This window comes from Paraburkholderia phymatum, from assembly GCF_038900715.1.
Taxonomy (GTDB): domain Bacteria; phylum Pseudomonadota; class Gammaproteobacteria; order Burkholderiales; family Burkholderiaceae; genus Paraburkholderia; species Paraburkholderia phymatum_A.
In genome coordinates this window covers 60,571-75,126 of the sequence record NZ_JAYMRZ010000012.1, presented here as the reverse complement: position 1 = coordinate 75,126, position 14,556 = coordinate 60,571, and the positions used below count along the sequence as shown (strand labels likewise).

14 protein-coding genes are annotated in these 14,556 nt (G+C 62.2%); 5 read left to right on the top strand and 9 right to left on the bottom strand.

The features are described 5' to 3' along the window. Window positions 1-100 precede the first annotated feature (100 nt). A complete protein-coding gene (locus VSR68_RS21990; RefSeq protein ID WP_342941854.1) occupies window positions 101-571 on the bottom strand; it encodes an NUDIX hydrolase in 471 nt (156 codons plus the stop codon). Between the two features lie 297 nt (window positions 572-868). On the opposite strand from VSR68_RS21990, the gene VSR68_RS21985 reads away from it, so the two are divergent. Beyond that, window positions 869-3,181, top strand: coding sequence for a S1/P1 Nuclease (locus VSR68_RS21985; RefSeq protein WP_342941853.1), 2,313 nt, complete (start codon window positions 869-871; stop codon window positions 3,179-3,181). 17 nt (window positions 3,182-3,198) lie between these two features. Here the strand turns inward: VSR68_RS21985 and VSR68_RS21980 are convergent, their stop codons facing one another. Further along, the gene (locus VSR68_RS21980; protein ID WP_342941852.1) at window positions 3,199-4,530 is read right to left on the bottom strand and encodes a type II toxin-antitoxin system HipA family toxin; all 1,332 of its coding nucleotides are present in this window, start codon (window positions 4,528-4,530) and stop codon (window positions 3,199-3,201) included. 2 nt (window positions 4,531-4,532) lie between these two features. After that, complete coding sequence (locus VSR68_RS21975) at window positions 4,533-5,027, bottom strand: helix-turn-helix domain-containing protein (protein WP_428983562.1); 495 nt, start codon at window positions 5,025-5,027, stop codon at window positions 4,533-4,535. Window positions 5,028-5,391: 364 nt separating this feature from the next. On the opposite strand from VSR68_RS21975, the gene VSR68_RS21970 reads away from it, so the two are divergent. Next, the gene (locus tag VSR68_RS21970) at window positions 5,392-6,852 is read left to right on the top strand and encodes an alkaline phosphatase family protein (protein ID WP_342941850.1); all 1,461 of its coding nucleotides are present in this window, start codon (window positions 5,392-5,394) and stop codon (window positions 6,850-6,852) included. Between the two features lie 108 nt (window positions 6,853-6,960). Here the strand turns inward: VSR68_RS21970 and VSR68_RS21965 are convergent, their stop codons facing one another. The 3 genes from VSR68_RS21965 to VSR68_RS21955 are packed head-to-tail and all read right to left on the bottom strand — an operon-like array spanning window position 6,961 to window position 9,837. Continuing rightward, window positions 6,961-8,214 carry a patatin-like phospholipase family protein gene (locus VSR68_RS21965; protein WP_342941849.1) on the bottom strand — a complete coding sequence of 418 codons (1,254 nt, stop codon included), beginning with the start codon at window positions 8,212-8,214 and terminating at the stop codon, window positions 6,961-6,963. A 9-nt stretch (window positions 8,215-8,223) separates the two neighbouring features. Beyond that, complete coding sequence (locus VSR68_RS21960) at window positions 8,224-9,006, bottom strand: 3-hydroxybutyrate dehydrogenase (RefSeq protein WP_342941848.1); 783 nt, start codon at window positions 9,004-9,006, stop codon at window positions 8,224-8,226. 21 nt (window positions 9,007-9,027) lie between these two features. Further along, window positions 9,028-9,837 carry an acetoacetate decarboxylase gene (locus tag VSR68_RS21955; protein ID WP_342941847.1) on the bottom strand — a complete coding sequence of 270 codons (810 nt, stop codon included), beginning with the start codon at window positions 9,835-9,837 and terminating at the stop codon, window positions 9,028-9,030. A 510-nt stretch (window positions 9,838-10,347) separates the two neighbouring features. Here VSR68_RS21955 and VSR68_RS21950 point away from each other — a divergent pair. After that, on the top strand, window positions 10,348-10,476 hold the full coding sequence (locus VSR68_RS21950; RefSeq protein WP_281248513.1) for a hypothetical protein: 129 nt from the start codon (window positions 10,348-10,350) through the stop codon (window positions 10,474-10,476). 108 nt (window positions 10,477-10,584) lie between these two features. Here the strand turns inward: VSR68_RS21950 and VSR68_RS21945 are convergent, their stop codons facing one another. Then, window positions 10,585-11,223 carry a LysE family translocator gene (locus VSR68_RS21945; protein WP_342941846.1) on the bottom strand — a complete coding sequence of 213 codons (639 nt, stop codon included), beginning with the start codon at window positions 11,221-11,223 and terminating at the stop codon, window positions 10,585-10,587. A 138-nt stretch (window positions 11,224-11,361) separates the two neighbouring features. On the opposite strand from VSR68_RS21945, the gene VSR68_RS21940 reads away from it, so the two are divergent. After that, a complete protein-coding gene (locus VSR68_RS21940; protein WP_342941845.1) occupies window positions 11,362-12,183 on the top strand; it encodes an SIR2 family NAD-dependent protein deacylase in 822 nt (273 codons plus the stop codon). A 57-nt stretch (window positions 12,184-12,240) separates the two neighbouring features. On the opposite strand, the gene VSR68_RS21935 is transcribed toward VSR68_RS21940, so the two are convergent. Together VSR68_RS21935 and VSR68_RS21930 are read right to left on the bottom strand one after the other, a co-directional pair. Next, a complete protein-coding gene (locus tag VSR68_RS21935; protein ID WP_342941844.1) occupies window positions 12,241-12,597 on the bottom strand; it encodes an HPF/RaiA family ribosome-associated protein in 357 nt (118 codons plus the stop codon). 117 nt (window positions 12,598-12,714) lie between these two features. After that, window positions 12,715-13,599: a LysR family transcriptional regulator gene (locus VSR68_RS21930; RefSeq protein WP_342942015.1), complete on the bottom strand. Its 885-nt coding sequence runs from the start codon at window positions 13,597-13,599 to the stop codon at window positions 12,715-12,717. Window positions 13,600-13,749: 150 nt separating this feature from the next. Between VSR68_RS21930 and VSR68_RS21925 the strand changes: the two genes are divergently transcribed. After that, entirely contained in the window at window positions 13,750-14,544 is a 795-nt protein-coding gene (locus VSR68_RS21925) for a TerC family protein (RefSeq protein WP_342941843.1), read from the top strand. Window positions 14,545-14,556: the final 12 nt, after the last annotated feature.

Sequence of the window (14,556 nt, the reverse complement as noted above, 5' to 3'; positions counted from 1 at the left end):
TTTTGTTTTTTGCGCAAACGTGAAAGCGCGTGCGCGAACATCAGTCACGCGGCTTTCACGCACGCAGTCAGTACGAGTCCGGATTTGAACCGGCGCTCGATCACAGCGCAGGTGTCCACCCGTTGAGCCCCACATCGTGCAACGCGTCGCGCAGGTTCTGCACGAATGCATCCGCGCGCTGGTGCCGGCTCTGCACGCGCGGATCGTACCGGCGATTCAGCGCAAGCACATCGACGATGCCTCGCGTCGAAACGCTCGTGTCGAGATCGGAGATGTCGGTGACTTTAGCCCACGTGCAGCGAGTGATTTCGTTGCTGGGCACGGGCGATTGCCGCTCGTCGATATGCGCGGCGAACACGTGATGACAGGTGCGCGTGCCCGCGAATGCGAACAGGTACTGCATGCCGATGGGATGAAGGCGTGTCTCTTCGATCAGTTCGCGCACGGCGGCCGCTTCGAATGACTCACCCATTTCAGGCTTGCCGCCCGGCAGCGACCAGCGCGAATCCGCCTTGCCGACCAGCAGAATGCGTGTGCCCACCCGGCATACAACAGTCGCACGTTGCTTCACAGTGTCTCTTCCATGTAGGGACGCGATAGCACGAAATTGAGCACGCCGTGTGCCGCGCGATGCGATGGCGCTCTCAGCCGCCATTCGACCGTATTGTCCGCTGATGGTGCGTACCGCACGTGACATCTTTATGACAGCGATCGCTCGCATGACGCGACGCTGTCACATGCATCGGAGAACCTTGATTGCGACCACGCGCCGCCGCGCGCGATGCCACGTGAAGCGCGGCATCGCATCGTACTGGCGGCGTGCCTGCAACGGCCGGTCGAAGCGACCGGCGAGCGTCGAGGTGAATCGATGAATCCACTGTCCACGCAGCATAATTTCCAGAGCCTGTCGTTGAAGGATCTGCTCGAAGCGCGCGATCTGTATCACTGGCATCTGTCGAACAAGGCCAATGTGGTCGGCACGGCCGTCGGGCTGTATCTGATCCGCACCGATGAACCGTGGCCCGACCAGCACGTCGGCACGAAGGGCCCCGAAGCGCGCAACGGCAAGGCGAAGGGCATACGCACGTTCGACAACTCGGAGGTGCGGCCCTATTCATGGCCCGCCGTGATCGTGCTGGTGCGGGACTGGATCGATGCGACGGAGTTCGGTCATGGCAAGGTCGATCCCGATCACATGGTGCCGCGCACGCTTTACATGCCCGATGGCCGCGCGTTGCCCGTCTGCGTGGTCGCCGTCGAGCCGACCGAGCCCGCGACGAGCGCGCCCACGGATGCACGCTGGCCTTCGACATACATCGGCGGCGGCTGCCCGTTGATCGCGGATGCGCAGGGCGTCGAGCGCACGGCGAGCGTCGGTTGTCTCGTCACCGATGGACATACCGTCTACGCGCTCACCAACCGGCACGTGTGCGGCGAACCCGGCTCGTCGGTGAAGGCGCTGTTGCGTGGCGCGGTTTCAGAAGTGGGCATTGCATCGGGCCGGCAACTGACGCGCGAGCCGTTCACCGATGTGTTTCCCGAGTACGCAGGCAACCGCAGCTTCATGACGCTCGACATCGGGCTCGTCGAAGTGCACGACGCCAACGACTGGTCGAGCCAGCCGTTCGGCATCGTTGGCACGATCGGGAATATCGTCGACCTGAACGAGCTGAGCCTCAATCTGCAACTGATCGACCAGCCGGTGACGGCGTTCGGCAGCGCATCGGGTGCGCTCGACGGCACGATCAAGGCGCTCTTCTATCGTCACAAGTCGCTCGCGGGCTACGACTACGTATCGCAGTTTCTGATCGCGCCCGCCAACGGGAGTCCGCAAACGCAACCCGGCGATTCGGGCACGTTGTGGTATCGGGTCTCGCCGGAAGGTGCGGAAGAGGAAAACGGCACGCGGAACGGGTCCACGGGGTCCGCGCGTAATGGCAAGAAGCGCAACGCCGTGAAGAGCACACGCCGCCTTTATCCGCTTGCGATCGAATGGGGCGGCCAGGCGCTCGCGAGCGACGGCGACGGGCGGCTGAACTATGCGCTCGCAACGGGCTTGAGTACGGCATGTCAACTACTCGACGTCGATCTCGTGCGCGAGCATAACGTCGGCGCGAATCCGTTCTGGGGACAAACGGGCCACTACAGCATCGCGACGGCGGCAATCGAATCCGTGAAGCAGGGACCGCTGCATGATTTCCTCGAAGCGAACGTCGAGCGCATCAGCTTCCGGCCGAATGAACTGACGCCCGAGCAGATCCGCGAGAAGCTTGCGCGCGGCGATTTCGTCGAGCTCGCGGACGTGCCCGATCTCGTGTGGAAGAAGACGCCCGACCGCGTGCCGGGCGGGCGCGACTATGCGCAGAACGCGGGCCCCGAGCATCCGAATCATTACGCGGACATCGATCAGCCCAACGCGGACGGCAAGACGCTGCGCGATGTGACGCTCGACAACATCGCCAACATGAGCGTGGCCGTATGGTCGAAGTGGTATGCGGACGAAGGCGAAAAGGACACGCGCAATGAAGGTCTGCTGCCGTTTCGCGTGTGGCAGATTTTCGACGAGATGGTTGCTCAACTGAAGGCGCGCAACGACACGAAGTTCCTGTGCGCGGCGGGCGTGCTCGCGCATTACGTCGGCGATGCGTGTCAGCCGTTGCACGGCTCGTATCACGCGGACGGCTACAAGGATGCGCCTGGCGCGACCGCGAAGAAATGGCCCGGCAAGGGCGTGCATTCGACCTACGAGGACAAGATGGTCGACCGTCATTCGAGCGACCTGCTGCCGCAGATCGGACCGCAGGCGAAAGCGTTCAAAGGCAAGATTCCCGCGATCAAAACCGGCCGCGATGCCGCGTTCGCGACCGTGACGTTGATGAGCGAAGCGGCGCAAATTCTCCCGCCGAGCACGCTGATCGACGAGTACATCCGTCTGGGCGGGGGAAGCTCGGCGCGTGTCGTCGATGGTCTGTGGACGGCCTTCGGCGAGGACACGGCCAAGCTGATGGGCGCGGGCGCACGCTTTCTCGCTGCGATGTGGGAGGCCGCGTATGCCGTCGCCGATACGTCGCTGCCTGCGGGCGCGCGTGAAATCGGCGAGCAGGCGCTCGCGCACGTGTATCAGGACAAGACGTTCGTGCCATCGCTGACTATCGACAAGATCGGACCGGTGATTGGTTGAGCGCTTTCATCGTCGCGCTACATCGCCGCGAGTTTCCTGCTCTGTTTGAGCAGGCCGTCGAATATCGCTGAGGCGAGGTCTTGCGGGAAAGCGGCGGGCAGTTGCGCGGCCACGCTTTCGATGACGTGCTGCGTGTCATTCGTCACCGACGCGATCAGCGCATCGACGGCATCGGGCGCGAGGCCGACCTGCTGCCCTTGCGCGATCCAGTGCCGCCGCACGATCTGCGCGATCAGATAGTGATTGCTCGTGCCGCGCACGGCCATCGCCATTTTCGCTTTCTGCATCGGGATGCGATTCGCGCCGCGCCCGATGATGGGATGCGCGGACAGCACGTCGTATAGCGGCGTCGCGCGATAGCGATTGCCCGGTAGATGCGCGATGCTGAAATTCTTCGCGTGGCCGTCGGTGGCCGCGAGCAGCCAGAAGATCAGTTGCGTCTTGAAGAAACGCGTGGTGTCGGTCGCGGCATCGACCGAGCCCGCCAGTATCTCCATCACGGTGTCGATGCCGGGGCCGCCGTCGGCCTGGTACTTCACGATAGGCGGCGTGCCCGTCGCCTGGCACATGTCTTCCTGCGGCAGGCGGACGATCCATGTGCCGTCGCTCGACAGCCGGCGATCGAAGCGCTCGACGACGAGTGCCTTCTGATCGCCGAAATGCGCGATCTCGCACGCGGCGACGGGCAGGCCGTACGCTTCGACGATCTTCGAGCACAGCCATTCGTTCTCGACCGACGTGCGCATGTCGGCGCGCATGTTGCCGACGAGTCCCAGTGGGAGCTTGAGAATGTGCGTGGTGGGCGTGCTGCCCGAGGGCAACACCCAACGGCCCTTGTGGCGCAGCAGCGCTGTCTTTTCCTGCGCGCCGGCGATGGACAGCCGCAAGTCGCCCGCCCGATCGTGCTGACCAAGCGGCGCAGCCGATGTCGTGTCGCGCAGCAGGCGGCCGATGTCGTCGTCGGTGAGCGTCTCGCCGCCGATGCGATAGAGGTCGGCGGGCGCTTCGCCTGGCGGCAGCATCTGGATCGCGCCGACGCAGTCGCGCCCGAGCGCCGCGAGCAGATCGAACGGCGCCGTGCCGCCCGTGCGGTAGCGCTGCGCCATCCGTCGCCGGATCGGCTCGCTGTCGGGCAACAGGTTGTCGAAGAACGCCGACACGACGGCGCCGCGATAAGGCTGATTGCCGGGCGTGAACGGCAACGAAAGCGACAGCGGACGGCCCTGCTCATCGGCGATCCAGTCGTCGAAGTAGACGAGCCGTTCGCCGCCGCCGGCTTTTTCCCAGTAGCCGACGGCGAGGCCGTTCATCCACAGGTCGAGTCGTTGTGTCTGTGAACCGCGCCGCATGCTTACCAGTTCTCGCGCTTTTTCGGTGGTGTTGCCGCTTGCTTCGCCTTGATGGGGGCGGGCGCTTTGGGGCCGGACGTGCTCTTGCGTGCAGCCATGCGGGCGCCCGGCGCTGCCGTGTCCGGCTGCGCCCGCTTGCTCGTCTTGCGCGCGGGGGCTGCACGTTTCGTCCCGGCTTTGCGGGGCGTTGCCGGGCGAGCCTTCGATACGTTTCCGTTAGCGGGGGCTGCGCGGTTCGACGGCGCCATCTTTGCAACGGGTGTCGTGTTTGCCGGCGACGGCGCATCCTGACTGAGCGTGATGCCGGCGTTCAACAGCCGCAAAACCTTGAACAGCCGCTCGACCCCGGCCGCCGCCGGATTCGCCTCGAACTGCGCATAGCTCTGCTGCGTGATGCCGAGCCGCTCGGCGAGCATGGCTTGCGTGAGTCCCGCGGCCTTGCGAAAGCCGCGCAGAACGGGCCGCAGCTGGCTGAGCGTCTTGACGGAATAATCCACGGCGGGCCTCGAAAGGAGACAGTTGAAGGCGGGCAGGCGAGGATGCGCATGCGTTGCTGCCTGTCGGTCAGGATACAGGTCAAAGACTGTATTGGCAATATACAGGCTTTGGACTGTAAAGTGAAAATACAGTCTTGAAGCTGTATCGATGAGCATGTCCTCGCGCACGGCCTTCCCGTGTTCCGCGCCGCACGAAAAGCGCATGCCGCATCGGGAAAGGACCAGGGAATCCACTGACACGGATCGCGTGCCGATCGGCGACGTCCGGGAACGCCAAGTGCTGACGACGCTTGTCCGTCCGCTCGATCCGTCGACAGCGACCTCAACGGCACCCCCAACAGCCCTTACAACAACGGAGAACGACATGAGCGATCATCAGTCTTCGAATGCACCCGATCCCACGCGCCGCAAGATACTGGCTGCGCTCGCGGGCACCGTCGCGTTGTCGGCTTGTGGCGGCGGGGGAGGCGGATCGTCGGGCAGTGCGGGGGCGACGAGCGGCATTCCGCCCGATCGCGCCAATCTGCCGAGGCCCGCGTTGCCCGACCCGGCCACGTCAGGCGTCGATCACATCGTGCTCGTCACGATGGAAAACCGCTCATTCGATCACATGCTCGGCTGGGTTCCGAATGCGGAGCATCAGCAGAACCGCCAGTTCCCCGACGCATTCGGACAGACTCAGTCGTCGTTCGCATTGACGTCGAGCGCGGCATACGGATTCCAGGCCTGCTCGTTTTCCGATCCGAACCATCAGTACAGCGCCGCCCGCACGCAACTGGCCAATGGCGCGATGAACGGCTTCCTGCTGACGCCCGGCACGAGCCTTTTGCGCGGCGATCTGTTGCCGATCGGCTATTTCGGCGCAGCCGATCTCGACTTTTATCGCGGCGCCGTCACGCAGTACACGGTTTGCGATTACTACATGACGGGCGTTTTGTCGGCCACTTTTCCGAACCGTCTCTATCTTCACAGCGGCGAAACCGACCGTCTCGACGACAGCACCGATACCTGTTCGCTGCCGACCATCTGGGACCGGCTCGACGCGAAGAACGTCTCATCGAGCTACTACTTCCACGACGTGCCGTTCACCTCGTTGTACGGCTCGCGCTATGTCGGCCGCTCGAAGCTCTTCGCGAATTTTCTTTCGGATGCAGCGTCGGGCAATTTGCCGTCGTTCTGCATGGTCGATCCGAGTTTCGCGGGAGAGGCGCAGGGCACGTCCAATGACGATCACCCGCATGCGGACGTGCGCAACGGCCAGGTCCTGCTCGGACAGATCTACGACGCGTTGCGCACTGGGCCGAAGTGGAGCACCACGCTGATGATCCTCGTCTACGACGAATGGGGCGGTTTCATGGAGCATGCAGTGCCGCCCGTCAGGCCCGTGTCGACGGCTGAACAGGGTGTGGGCAACGACGGCCGCCTGGGCTTTCGTGTGCCGTGCATGATGCTCGGGCCGCGTACACGCGCGAACATGGTGTCGCGCTATCCGTTCGATCCCAGCTCGATCCATCAACTGCTCGCGTGGCGCTTCGGCATTGACCCGTTGGGCGTGCGCGCAACCGATCCCGCCACTTTCAACATGGCCTACGCGCTGGATTTCAGCGATGCTGCGCGAACCGATGCACCCGCCATTGCGGTAACGCAGGGAACCTTCGGCGTGGAATGCTCGGTGGCGGGCATCATACCTGGGCTCGGCGGCGTCGATCGCAGCCAGCAGCTTCCGTCGAGCGCGGCATCGTCGACGGCCGTCAATCCGCCGGGTGGCCGCTTTGCGGATTTGCGCGCGAAAGCGACTGCGCTAGGTTTTCCAGGCGGCATGTAAATTTTGCGCAGCCTTGCGAGCATTTGCGCGGCTCGATAAAAATACGGCTCTGCAACATGCGTATTGCAGAGCCGTGTTTCATCTAGAGCGAATTGAATCGAAAAGTACTCAGGCTGCTTCCTTGCGGCTCTTGCCCGGCAATGTTTCGACGGTGCTCTTGTCGGACTGCGGCACCGATCCGACGGGGCGGTGCACGTCGTGTGTGGCGAAGCCCTGTTCACGGCTCGGCACATCGAACCATTCGCGATGCGAGAACGAATCGCGAATGTCGTCGAGGCCGCTTTGCCAGTGCTCGAGCATCGTATCCATGCTGAACTCGTAATCCTTGTAGTGGCCTTCGTATGGCTTGTTCTTGTAGATCAGATGCACGACGTTGATCGCGCTACCATCCGCGGCCGCTTCGGCAAGCCGGAATAGCGGGTCCGCTTTCAGCACCGACGTAGGCACATGCTCGAGCAGTTCCTTGATAAAGCGCGCGTGCTTCTGCCGTTCCGCGAGCATGTTGGTGATCGCGCGAGTCCGGCTCGAGTACTGAATGTCTTTTGCTCTCTCCGATATGTCGAGAAAATCGCCCGGCGCATTGCCTTTCGCACTCCACAAATCGACCTGAAAGACCAGCGTGTCCTTGTGATCCGAATCGCGGAGAACTTCCGTGAGCGGCGTATTCGAAACGAGTCCGCCGTCCCAGTAGAATTCGCCGTCGATTTCGACAGCGGGAAAGCCCGGCGGCAATGCGCCCGACGCCATGAAGTGCTCCGGCGCGAGACGCATTTTCGCGTTGTCGAAGTACGTGAGATTGCCCGTGCGCACATTCACGGCGCCCACGGACACTCGAATCTTGCCGTCGTTGATGCGATCGAAATCGGCGTACTGCTGCAACGTCGCCTTGAGCGCGGCCGTGTCGTAGTAGCTGACGCGGCTCGGGTCCAGCTTCGCGAGTCCGGCAACGGGCAATGGAAAGCGCGGCGCGAAAAAGCCCGGCTGACCTTCCGCCAGCGCGCGGCCCGCTGCCCACATGCTGGCCCACTTGCGCGACAGGTCTTGCAAGCCCAAACCGGGCAGCGTCCACGCACTGACGCTGCCGATCCAGTCGAGCGGATGGCAGATCGCATTCCAGAATCCGCGTAACGCTTCCACGCGTTTTTCTGGCGCATTGCCCGCGATGATCGCCGTATTGAGCGCGCCAATCGACACGCCCGCGATCCAGTCCGGCTCGACATTCGCCTCGGCCAGTCCTTCGACGACACCCGCCTGATACGAGCCGAGTGCTCCGCCGCCTTGCAGCACGAGTGCGATCTCGTCGTAGCGCGGCAACACCAAGGCATCTGGCCGCGCGCTGATTTTTTTTGTGTCACTGCGCATGCATGCTCCTTACTGCATCGACCAGCCGTGACTGACGATCACCGACTGTCCCGTCAGTGCCGCCGATTCGAAACCCGCGAGGAACGCAACGGTATTGGCGACGTCGTCGACCGTGGTGAATTCGCCATCCACCGTTTCCTTCAGCATCACGTTCTTCACGACTTCTTCCTCGGTAATACCGAGTTCCTTTGCCTGCTCGGGAATCTGTTTCTCGACGAGCGGCGTGCGGACGAAGCCGGGGCACACGACGTTCGCGCGCACGCCACGCGGACCGCCTTCCTTCGCGACGACGCGAGCGAGACCCAGCAGGCCGTGCTTGGCCGTGACATAGGCTGACTTCAGCTTCGACGCTTCATGCGAGTGGACCGAGCCCATATACACGATCGAGCCGCCGCGCTTGCTGTCGTACATGTGCCGGATGGCCGCTTTGGTAGTCAGGAACGCGCCATCCAGATGAATCGCGAGCATCTTCTTCCAGTCGGCGAACGCATAGTCCTCGATGGGCGCCACGATCTGAATGCCCGCATTCGACACGAGCACGTCAATACCGCCGAGTTGCTTCACCGCGCTGTCGACGCCCGCATTCACGGCTTCTTCGTTCGTCACATCCATTGCAACGGCGAGTGCCTTGCCGCCCGCAGCGACGATACTTGCCGCGACTTTCTGCGCGGCCTCGAGGTTCAGATCGGCAATGACGACGGCAGCGCCGAGGCTCGCCATTTTGCGCGCGCATTGTTCGCCGATGCCGCTTGCTGCGCCCGTAACGAGCGCGACCTTGTTTTGCAATGACATGTTCTTTTCCCTGTGAGTGGTTTAGAGAGCGAGTTCAAGTGCATCGTCATTCGACTTCTTCGCGGTCTGCGCAGTGGTTTGCGCGGGCGCGAGATAGTCGAACGCCACTTCGCCGATATCGAGCGTGAGATTCGCAATCACGTGACGCGCGCCGATCACGCGCTTGACAGGCAGTTCCGCGATGGGCGCAAGCGCATGCGGATGCAGTTCGAGCGCGGCGGGGCCACTCCATGCGCCGAGCACCGTCACGTCGCGCAGATAGAAGCGCACGAGCTCGCAAATGCGCGCGCTGCCGTCGACATGCGGAATCACCTTGAGCAGATAGTTCGGCGTATCGGCGAGCTTGACGCGCTCCGCTTCGATGTCGAGCACACGGTGCTTGTAGCCCATCGTGCCCGTCGCAATGCGTTGCGTGCCGTAGTCGAGCGTGCCGAGCAGCGTGTCATTGCCGTCGACGCTCAGCTTCGGGCGCGCGAGCTTCTTCGGAAAACCCCAGATTTCACGGCCGCCGGCAATCGGGCCTTCGTCGTCGAGGTACATCGAGTGCGTGTAGTTCCCAAGACGTCCTTCCATGTCGCGCACGGAAATCACCTGACCGCTTTCCGTGTAGTCGCCGAAGCCCGACGAATCCGGCATGCGGATGAATTCATAATGGACCAGCGCGTTTTCCGGCTTGAGAGGTTCGGGCACAACGGCGCGCAGCGCATCCATGTCCGTTTCATACGAAATGATGAAGTACTCGCGATTGAGAAATCGGAATGGCGGGCGAGGGTAGGCGGGATTGTGGACGGGCATCGCAAAAGCAGACTGCCGGATCGACTTGATGTCCATACTTTTCCTTTGAGCGATAGGCGTTGTTGGAGCACGGCGAATCTTAGAGCAAAAGCACTTGCACGATCACGTTAATTTTTCCAATAGACCGTTGGTTCAAACGCAACAGTACTCGATGCTTTCAATTCGCTTCGTTAAACGACGGATCATTGTGAAATCCGGCATGACTTCTTTGCGCGAGCGAAATGAACGTATCGGCGGAAATGAAATACTGCTGTCACGAAACGGGTGCTGTCCCAAGATGCGACACTTGCGTGAATATATTGAGGTATCCGATCTATCTGATTGGTGTGGCTTCAGCGGTGCGCAACGGCTGGTTGTGGACGCATTCGGTTTCACCCGAAGGCAATTGAACCTTGAGTCGATAAACGCGTATCGCAGATGACGAAGGCACGTTGTAAGGTCGCGTCGCCCGCTGGCGAATATTTTGTTGCGCCGCGTCATGCGTGCGGATATACTAGGGTTATTACCTAGGGTGTTACCCTCGGTTACTCGTATAAGGAGTCCGCCATGCAACAAGCTACGACCGCCGCCGCCTCGTCCACGAATTGGCTCTCGCGTCTGCGCGAACTCGCGATCCGCGCTGTCGAGCTGCATCTGCAGCATTGCGCCGTGCTGGCCGAAGCCTATCGCCGCTAAGCATTGGCCGCTGGGCATTCCGAATAAAAAGGGGGAGTACGAGCCGTACTCCCCCTTTTGTTCATCAGCCTTCTGTCGCCGGGAGGCGCGGCCGTTATGTCTCTGCGGTCAGATTCCCGCCGTCCTTGCCGCGAAAATCAGCCGTAGCCCGAGCGCCGCAATCGCACCGGCGGCAATCCGGTCGATCCACTTCTTTGCGCGCAAATAGACTTCGCGCGGGTGGCGGCTCGAAAAGCACAGTGCGACGACCGTGTACCAGCCGGCCTCCACTGCAAAAACGAGCGGCGGCAGCACGAAATAGCACCACACAGGCGGATGCTGCGGCAGCAGTGCCGCAAAGATACTGCCGTACCAGATCGCCGTTTTCGGATTGCTGAGCTGCGTCGTCAAGCCGATCCAGAACGATTTCTTCGCGCTCCGGCCATGCGTCGCGTCGGCGCTATCCATTGCGATGGGCTGAGCCGCGCCGCGCCAGATCTTCGACGCGATATAGATCAGATACAACCCGCCCGCAACTTTGAGCGCGATATAAAGCCATTCGACGGCAACCAGTAACGTATAGAGTCCGGCGAGCGCAATACCGCCAAAGAAAATCCCGCCGGCGCCCATGCCGAGCGCAGTCGAGAGTCCGTCGCTGCGAGACAGGCTGATCGAATTTCGCGCGACAAGAACGAAACTCGGCCCTGGAATCATCGCGCCCAGTAACAGCGCGACAAGAATGGCGAACACAGCGGCGGATGCGGACATCGGTTTGTCTCCTCGATAAGGTGGCCATGCTGCCTGAACGATGGCCTCGCGAACCGTGTGCCGGCTCGCGTCGCTATTGTCCATGACGCGACGCGCGGCGTACAAGACGCTTCGTGTGCGAATTGCTAGAGTAGCGCGATGGACGAAAACGAACGTATCAGGCGCGCCGCGTCGTGGCTGCGCGAATCCGATGGGATGCTCGTGACGGCAGGCGCCGGCATGGGCGTCGATTCAGGCTTGCCCGATTATCGCGGCGCCGATGGATTCTGGCGCGCCTATCCCGCATTGAAACAGCACCGCCTCACCTTTCGGGACATGGCGAATCCGCGCGTGATGGCGTTGCATCCGCGCCTTTGCTGGGGATTTTATGGGCATCGTCTCGATCTGTACCGGCGCACGATTCCACACGAGGGCTTCGACATTATGCGCCGCTGGGCCGACTCCATGCCGCGCGGACTATGGGCGTTCACGAGCAACGTCGATGGACAGTTCCAGAAGGCGGGCTTCGACGATGCGACGATAGCCGAGTGCCATGGTTCGATTCACATTCTGCAATGCTCGGAAGTCTGTAACGACCGGCTATGGACCGCCGATGACGTGCGCCCCATCGTCGATGAAACGACCTGCGAATTGACGAGCGATCTGCCGCGCTGCCCGGCATGCGGTGCGGTGGCGCGGCCCAATATCCTGATGTTCGGCGATTACGACTGGATCGCGCTGCGCACCGAGCAGCAGGAGGCGCGCTTGCGCGCGTGGCTGTCGACGGTCGAGCGGCTCGTCGTGATCGAAGTCGGCGCGGGCAAGGCGATACCGACCGTGCGTCTTTTCAGCGAGCAGCACGGGCCGCGCGTCATTCGCATCAATCCGCGCGATTTCGGCATTGCGTCGCATCTGGGCGTCGGACTCGCGAGAAGCGGAGTCGACGGCTTGAGGCTGCTCGATCGCGCGATGAATGCGTAGCGGGCGACACCGCGCTGGCGGTGCCGTCGTCCACGTGGCCATCAACTGCATTCATGCTTAAACCGAATCCGGCTGAGCGGCCCATGCAGGCTCGCGCTGACTGAAGCGTCGCACGGCAACGCGTGTCTGCTGTCTGCGCACGATGGAACGCGCCGCGCGAGCGAGCGCCAGATCGAGCGCGCCACGCCAGTCTCTCGCAATCGACGTCACGACGACAGGCGTCGCATCGGGTGTCTGCACCTGCACCTGGCAGCGCTTGTCGAGCCCGCCGCGCGGGCCGTTGATGTCCGAAAGACTGACGGTTGCCTTCGAAATCAGCCAGTCCAGACGTCGGAACACGAACCGGATACGCTGACGCGCGAAGCTGCGCATACGAACGGCTTCACGGTCGCGGGACTTGAACAGGATTTGCATGTGACACCTCCTTCGTGGGTACGGCTCAAGAGTACGGGTGTCGACGTGTCCGGAAAAAGCAGAAATAGCGGAACAGCAAGTTCGGAAAAATCGAAGTCTGCGTTACGGCCAGTACAGTTAGCCCAAAGCGGAAGCGAGTACCTTTTGCGTCAACGGATGATGCCGTCCGCGCCGCGACACGATCGCATGTATTTCCTCTTTCACATCAGGCGACCGGCCTAGCCAGCGCAAGCTGCGATGAATCGGATCGTTGCGCTCGGCGCCGAATGCCGCGAGCGGAAACACGCCGAGCCCTCGCGACGCGAATAGCGCCATCAACGCGCTGTCTTCGAACTCGCCCGCGATGCGCGGCCGTATGCCTTCCGCCTCGAACCAGCGGTCGAGCCGCGAGCGCAGCGAAGAATGTCCCGTCGGCAGCAGGACGGGCAGGCTCGCGAGACATTGCGGGAAGTGATCGATGGCACTCTTGCGCACGGTGGCGGCCGGTCCATACCAGTCGATCGGCGATGCGATCAGGCGTTCGCTCGACAGCCGCAAGTTCGCGTTATGTGGCGCCGCCTGACTGGACAGCACGAGATCCAGATGGTGATGCGCGAGTTCGGCCAGCAGTTGCTCCGATTCTCCTTCATGACACACCAGCCGCAGCGACGGCGTATGCAGCGCGGGCGCGAGAATCGCATGGGCGGCCAGCTTCGAGATGCCGTCCGTCAGGCCGACCGCGAAGCGCGCGACCGCGCCGCTTGCGGCCTCGCGCACTTCGTCGTGCAGCGTGCTGCCGAGATGAAAGATTTCTTCCGCGCGCGCAAACGCTGCCTGGCCGGCCTCCGTCATCGCGACGCCGCGCCCCGCCGGTTTCAGCAACTGATGACCGAGCGATTTCTCCAGTTCGCGCACCTGCGCGCTGATGGTCTGCACGGCCATGTCGAGCCGTTCGGCGGCGCGCGCAAATCCGCCTTCCTTCACGACGACCCAGAAGTAGTGCAAATGCCGGTAGTTGAGCATGTCGGAGACCTCGTCGATTTCGAAAAATACGAACACATCATCAGATTATCACTGGTTTTTTCGATGTGACGAATGACGGATCATTTGCTTTACAGGCTGTGAACCAGCAATCAGCCGCATTCACTCAAACCCGGACAACAACGCGCGCAAATGGACTCCCTGTTGACTCTCGTCGCCGATCCCGCTGCATGGGCGGCACTCGTGACACTCATCGTGATGGAAGTCGTGCTCGGCATCGACAACCTGATCTTCATTTCCATTCTCAGCAACAAGCTGCCCGAAGCGCAGCGTGCACGGACACAGCGCATCGGCATCATGCTCGCGCTCGTGATGCGTCTCTGCCTGCTAGGCACCGTCGCGTGGATTGCGCGCCTGACGGAGCCGGTGTTTTCCGTGTTCGACCATGCGTTCTCGTGGCGCGACCTGATTCTGCTCGCGGGCGGTCTGTTCCTCGTGTGGAAGGCGACGCGTGAAATGCACCATCACGTGAGCCACGATGCCGATGTGTCGAACGCGGCCGTGCGTGTCGGCGGACTGACGGCGACGGCTGCAATCGGCCAGATCCTGCTGCTCGACCTCGTGTTCTCCGTCGACAGCATCATCACGGCCGTCGGGATGACGGACCATCTGCCCATCATGTTCATCGCGGTGATTGTGGCTGTCACGGCGATGTTGTTTGCGGCGGCTCCGTTGTCGAAGTTCATCGAAGGCAATCCGACCATCGTCACGCTGGCGCTCGCGTTCCTGCTGGTGATCGCGATGACGCTGATCGCGGAAGGCTTCGGTTCGCACGTGCCGAAGGGCTACATCTACGCGGCGATGGCGTTTGCCGGCTTCGTCGAAGGCATGAACATGCTGGCGCGCCTCAGGAGGATAAGCCGCGAGCACGAAGCGGCTGCACACGCGACACAACCGAATCACCGAAATGCCGAACTGGCGAAATGAAAAGGAGCGATG

Coding starts and splice junctions, on each gene's coding strand:
- VSR68_RS21950 (WP_281248513.1), top strand. CDS start 10,348: ATGCAACAAGCTACGACCGCCGCCGCCTCGTCCACGAATTGGCTCTCG.
- VSR68_RS21965 (WP_342941849.1), bottom strand. CDS start 8,214: ATGCGCAGTGACACAAAAAAAATCAGCGCGCGGCCAGATGCCTTGGTG.
- VSR68_RS21940 (WP_342941845.1), top strand. CDS start 11,362: ATGGACGAAAACGAACGTATCAGGCGCGCCGCGTCGTGGCTGCGCGAA.
- VSR68_RS21955 (WP_342941847.1), bottom strand. CDS start 9,837: ATGGACATCAAGTCGATCCGGCAGTCTGCTTTTGCGATGCCCGTCCAC.
- VSR68_RS21935 (WP_342941844.1), bottom strand. CDS start 12,597: ATGCAAATCCTGTTCAAGTCCCGCGACCGTGAAGCCGTTCGTATGCGC.
- VSR68_RS21985 (WP_342941853.1), top strand. CDS start 869: ATGAATCCACTGTCCACGCAGCATAATTTCCAGAGCCTGTCGTTGAAG.
- VSR68_RS21945 (WP_342941846.1), bottom strand. CDS start 11,223: ATGTCCGCATCCGCCGCTGTGTTCGCCATTCTTGTCGCGCTGTTACTG.
- VSR68_RS21930 (WP_342942015.1), bottom strand. CDS start 13,599: ATGCTCAACTACCGGCATTTGCACTACTTCTGGGTCGTCGTGAAGGAA.
- VSR68_RS21980 (WP_342941852.1), bottom strand. CDS start 4,530: ATGCGGCGCGGTTCACAGACACAACGACTCGACCTGTGGATGAACGGC.
- VSR68_RS21970 (WP_342941850.1), top strand. CDS start 5,392: ATGAGCGATCATCAGTCTTCGAATGCACCCGATCCCACGCGCCGCAAG.
- VSR68_RS21960 (WP_342941848.1), bottom strand. CDS start 9,006: ATGTCATTGCAAAACAAGGTCGCGCTCGTTACGGGCGCAGCAAGCGGC.
- VSR68_RS21925 (WP_342941843.1), top strand. CDS start 13,750: ATGGACTCCCTGTTGACTCTCGTCGCCGATCCCGCTGCATGGGCGGCA.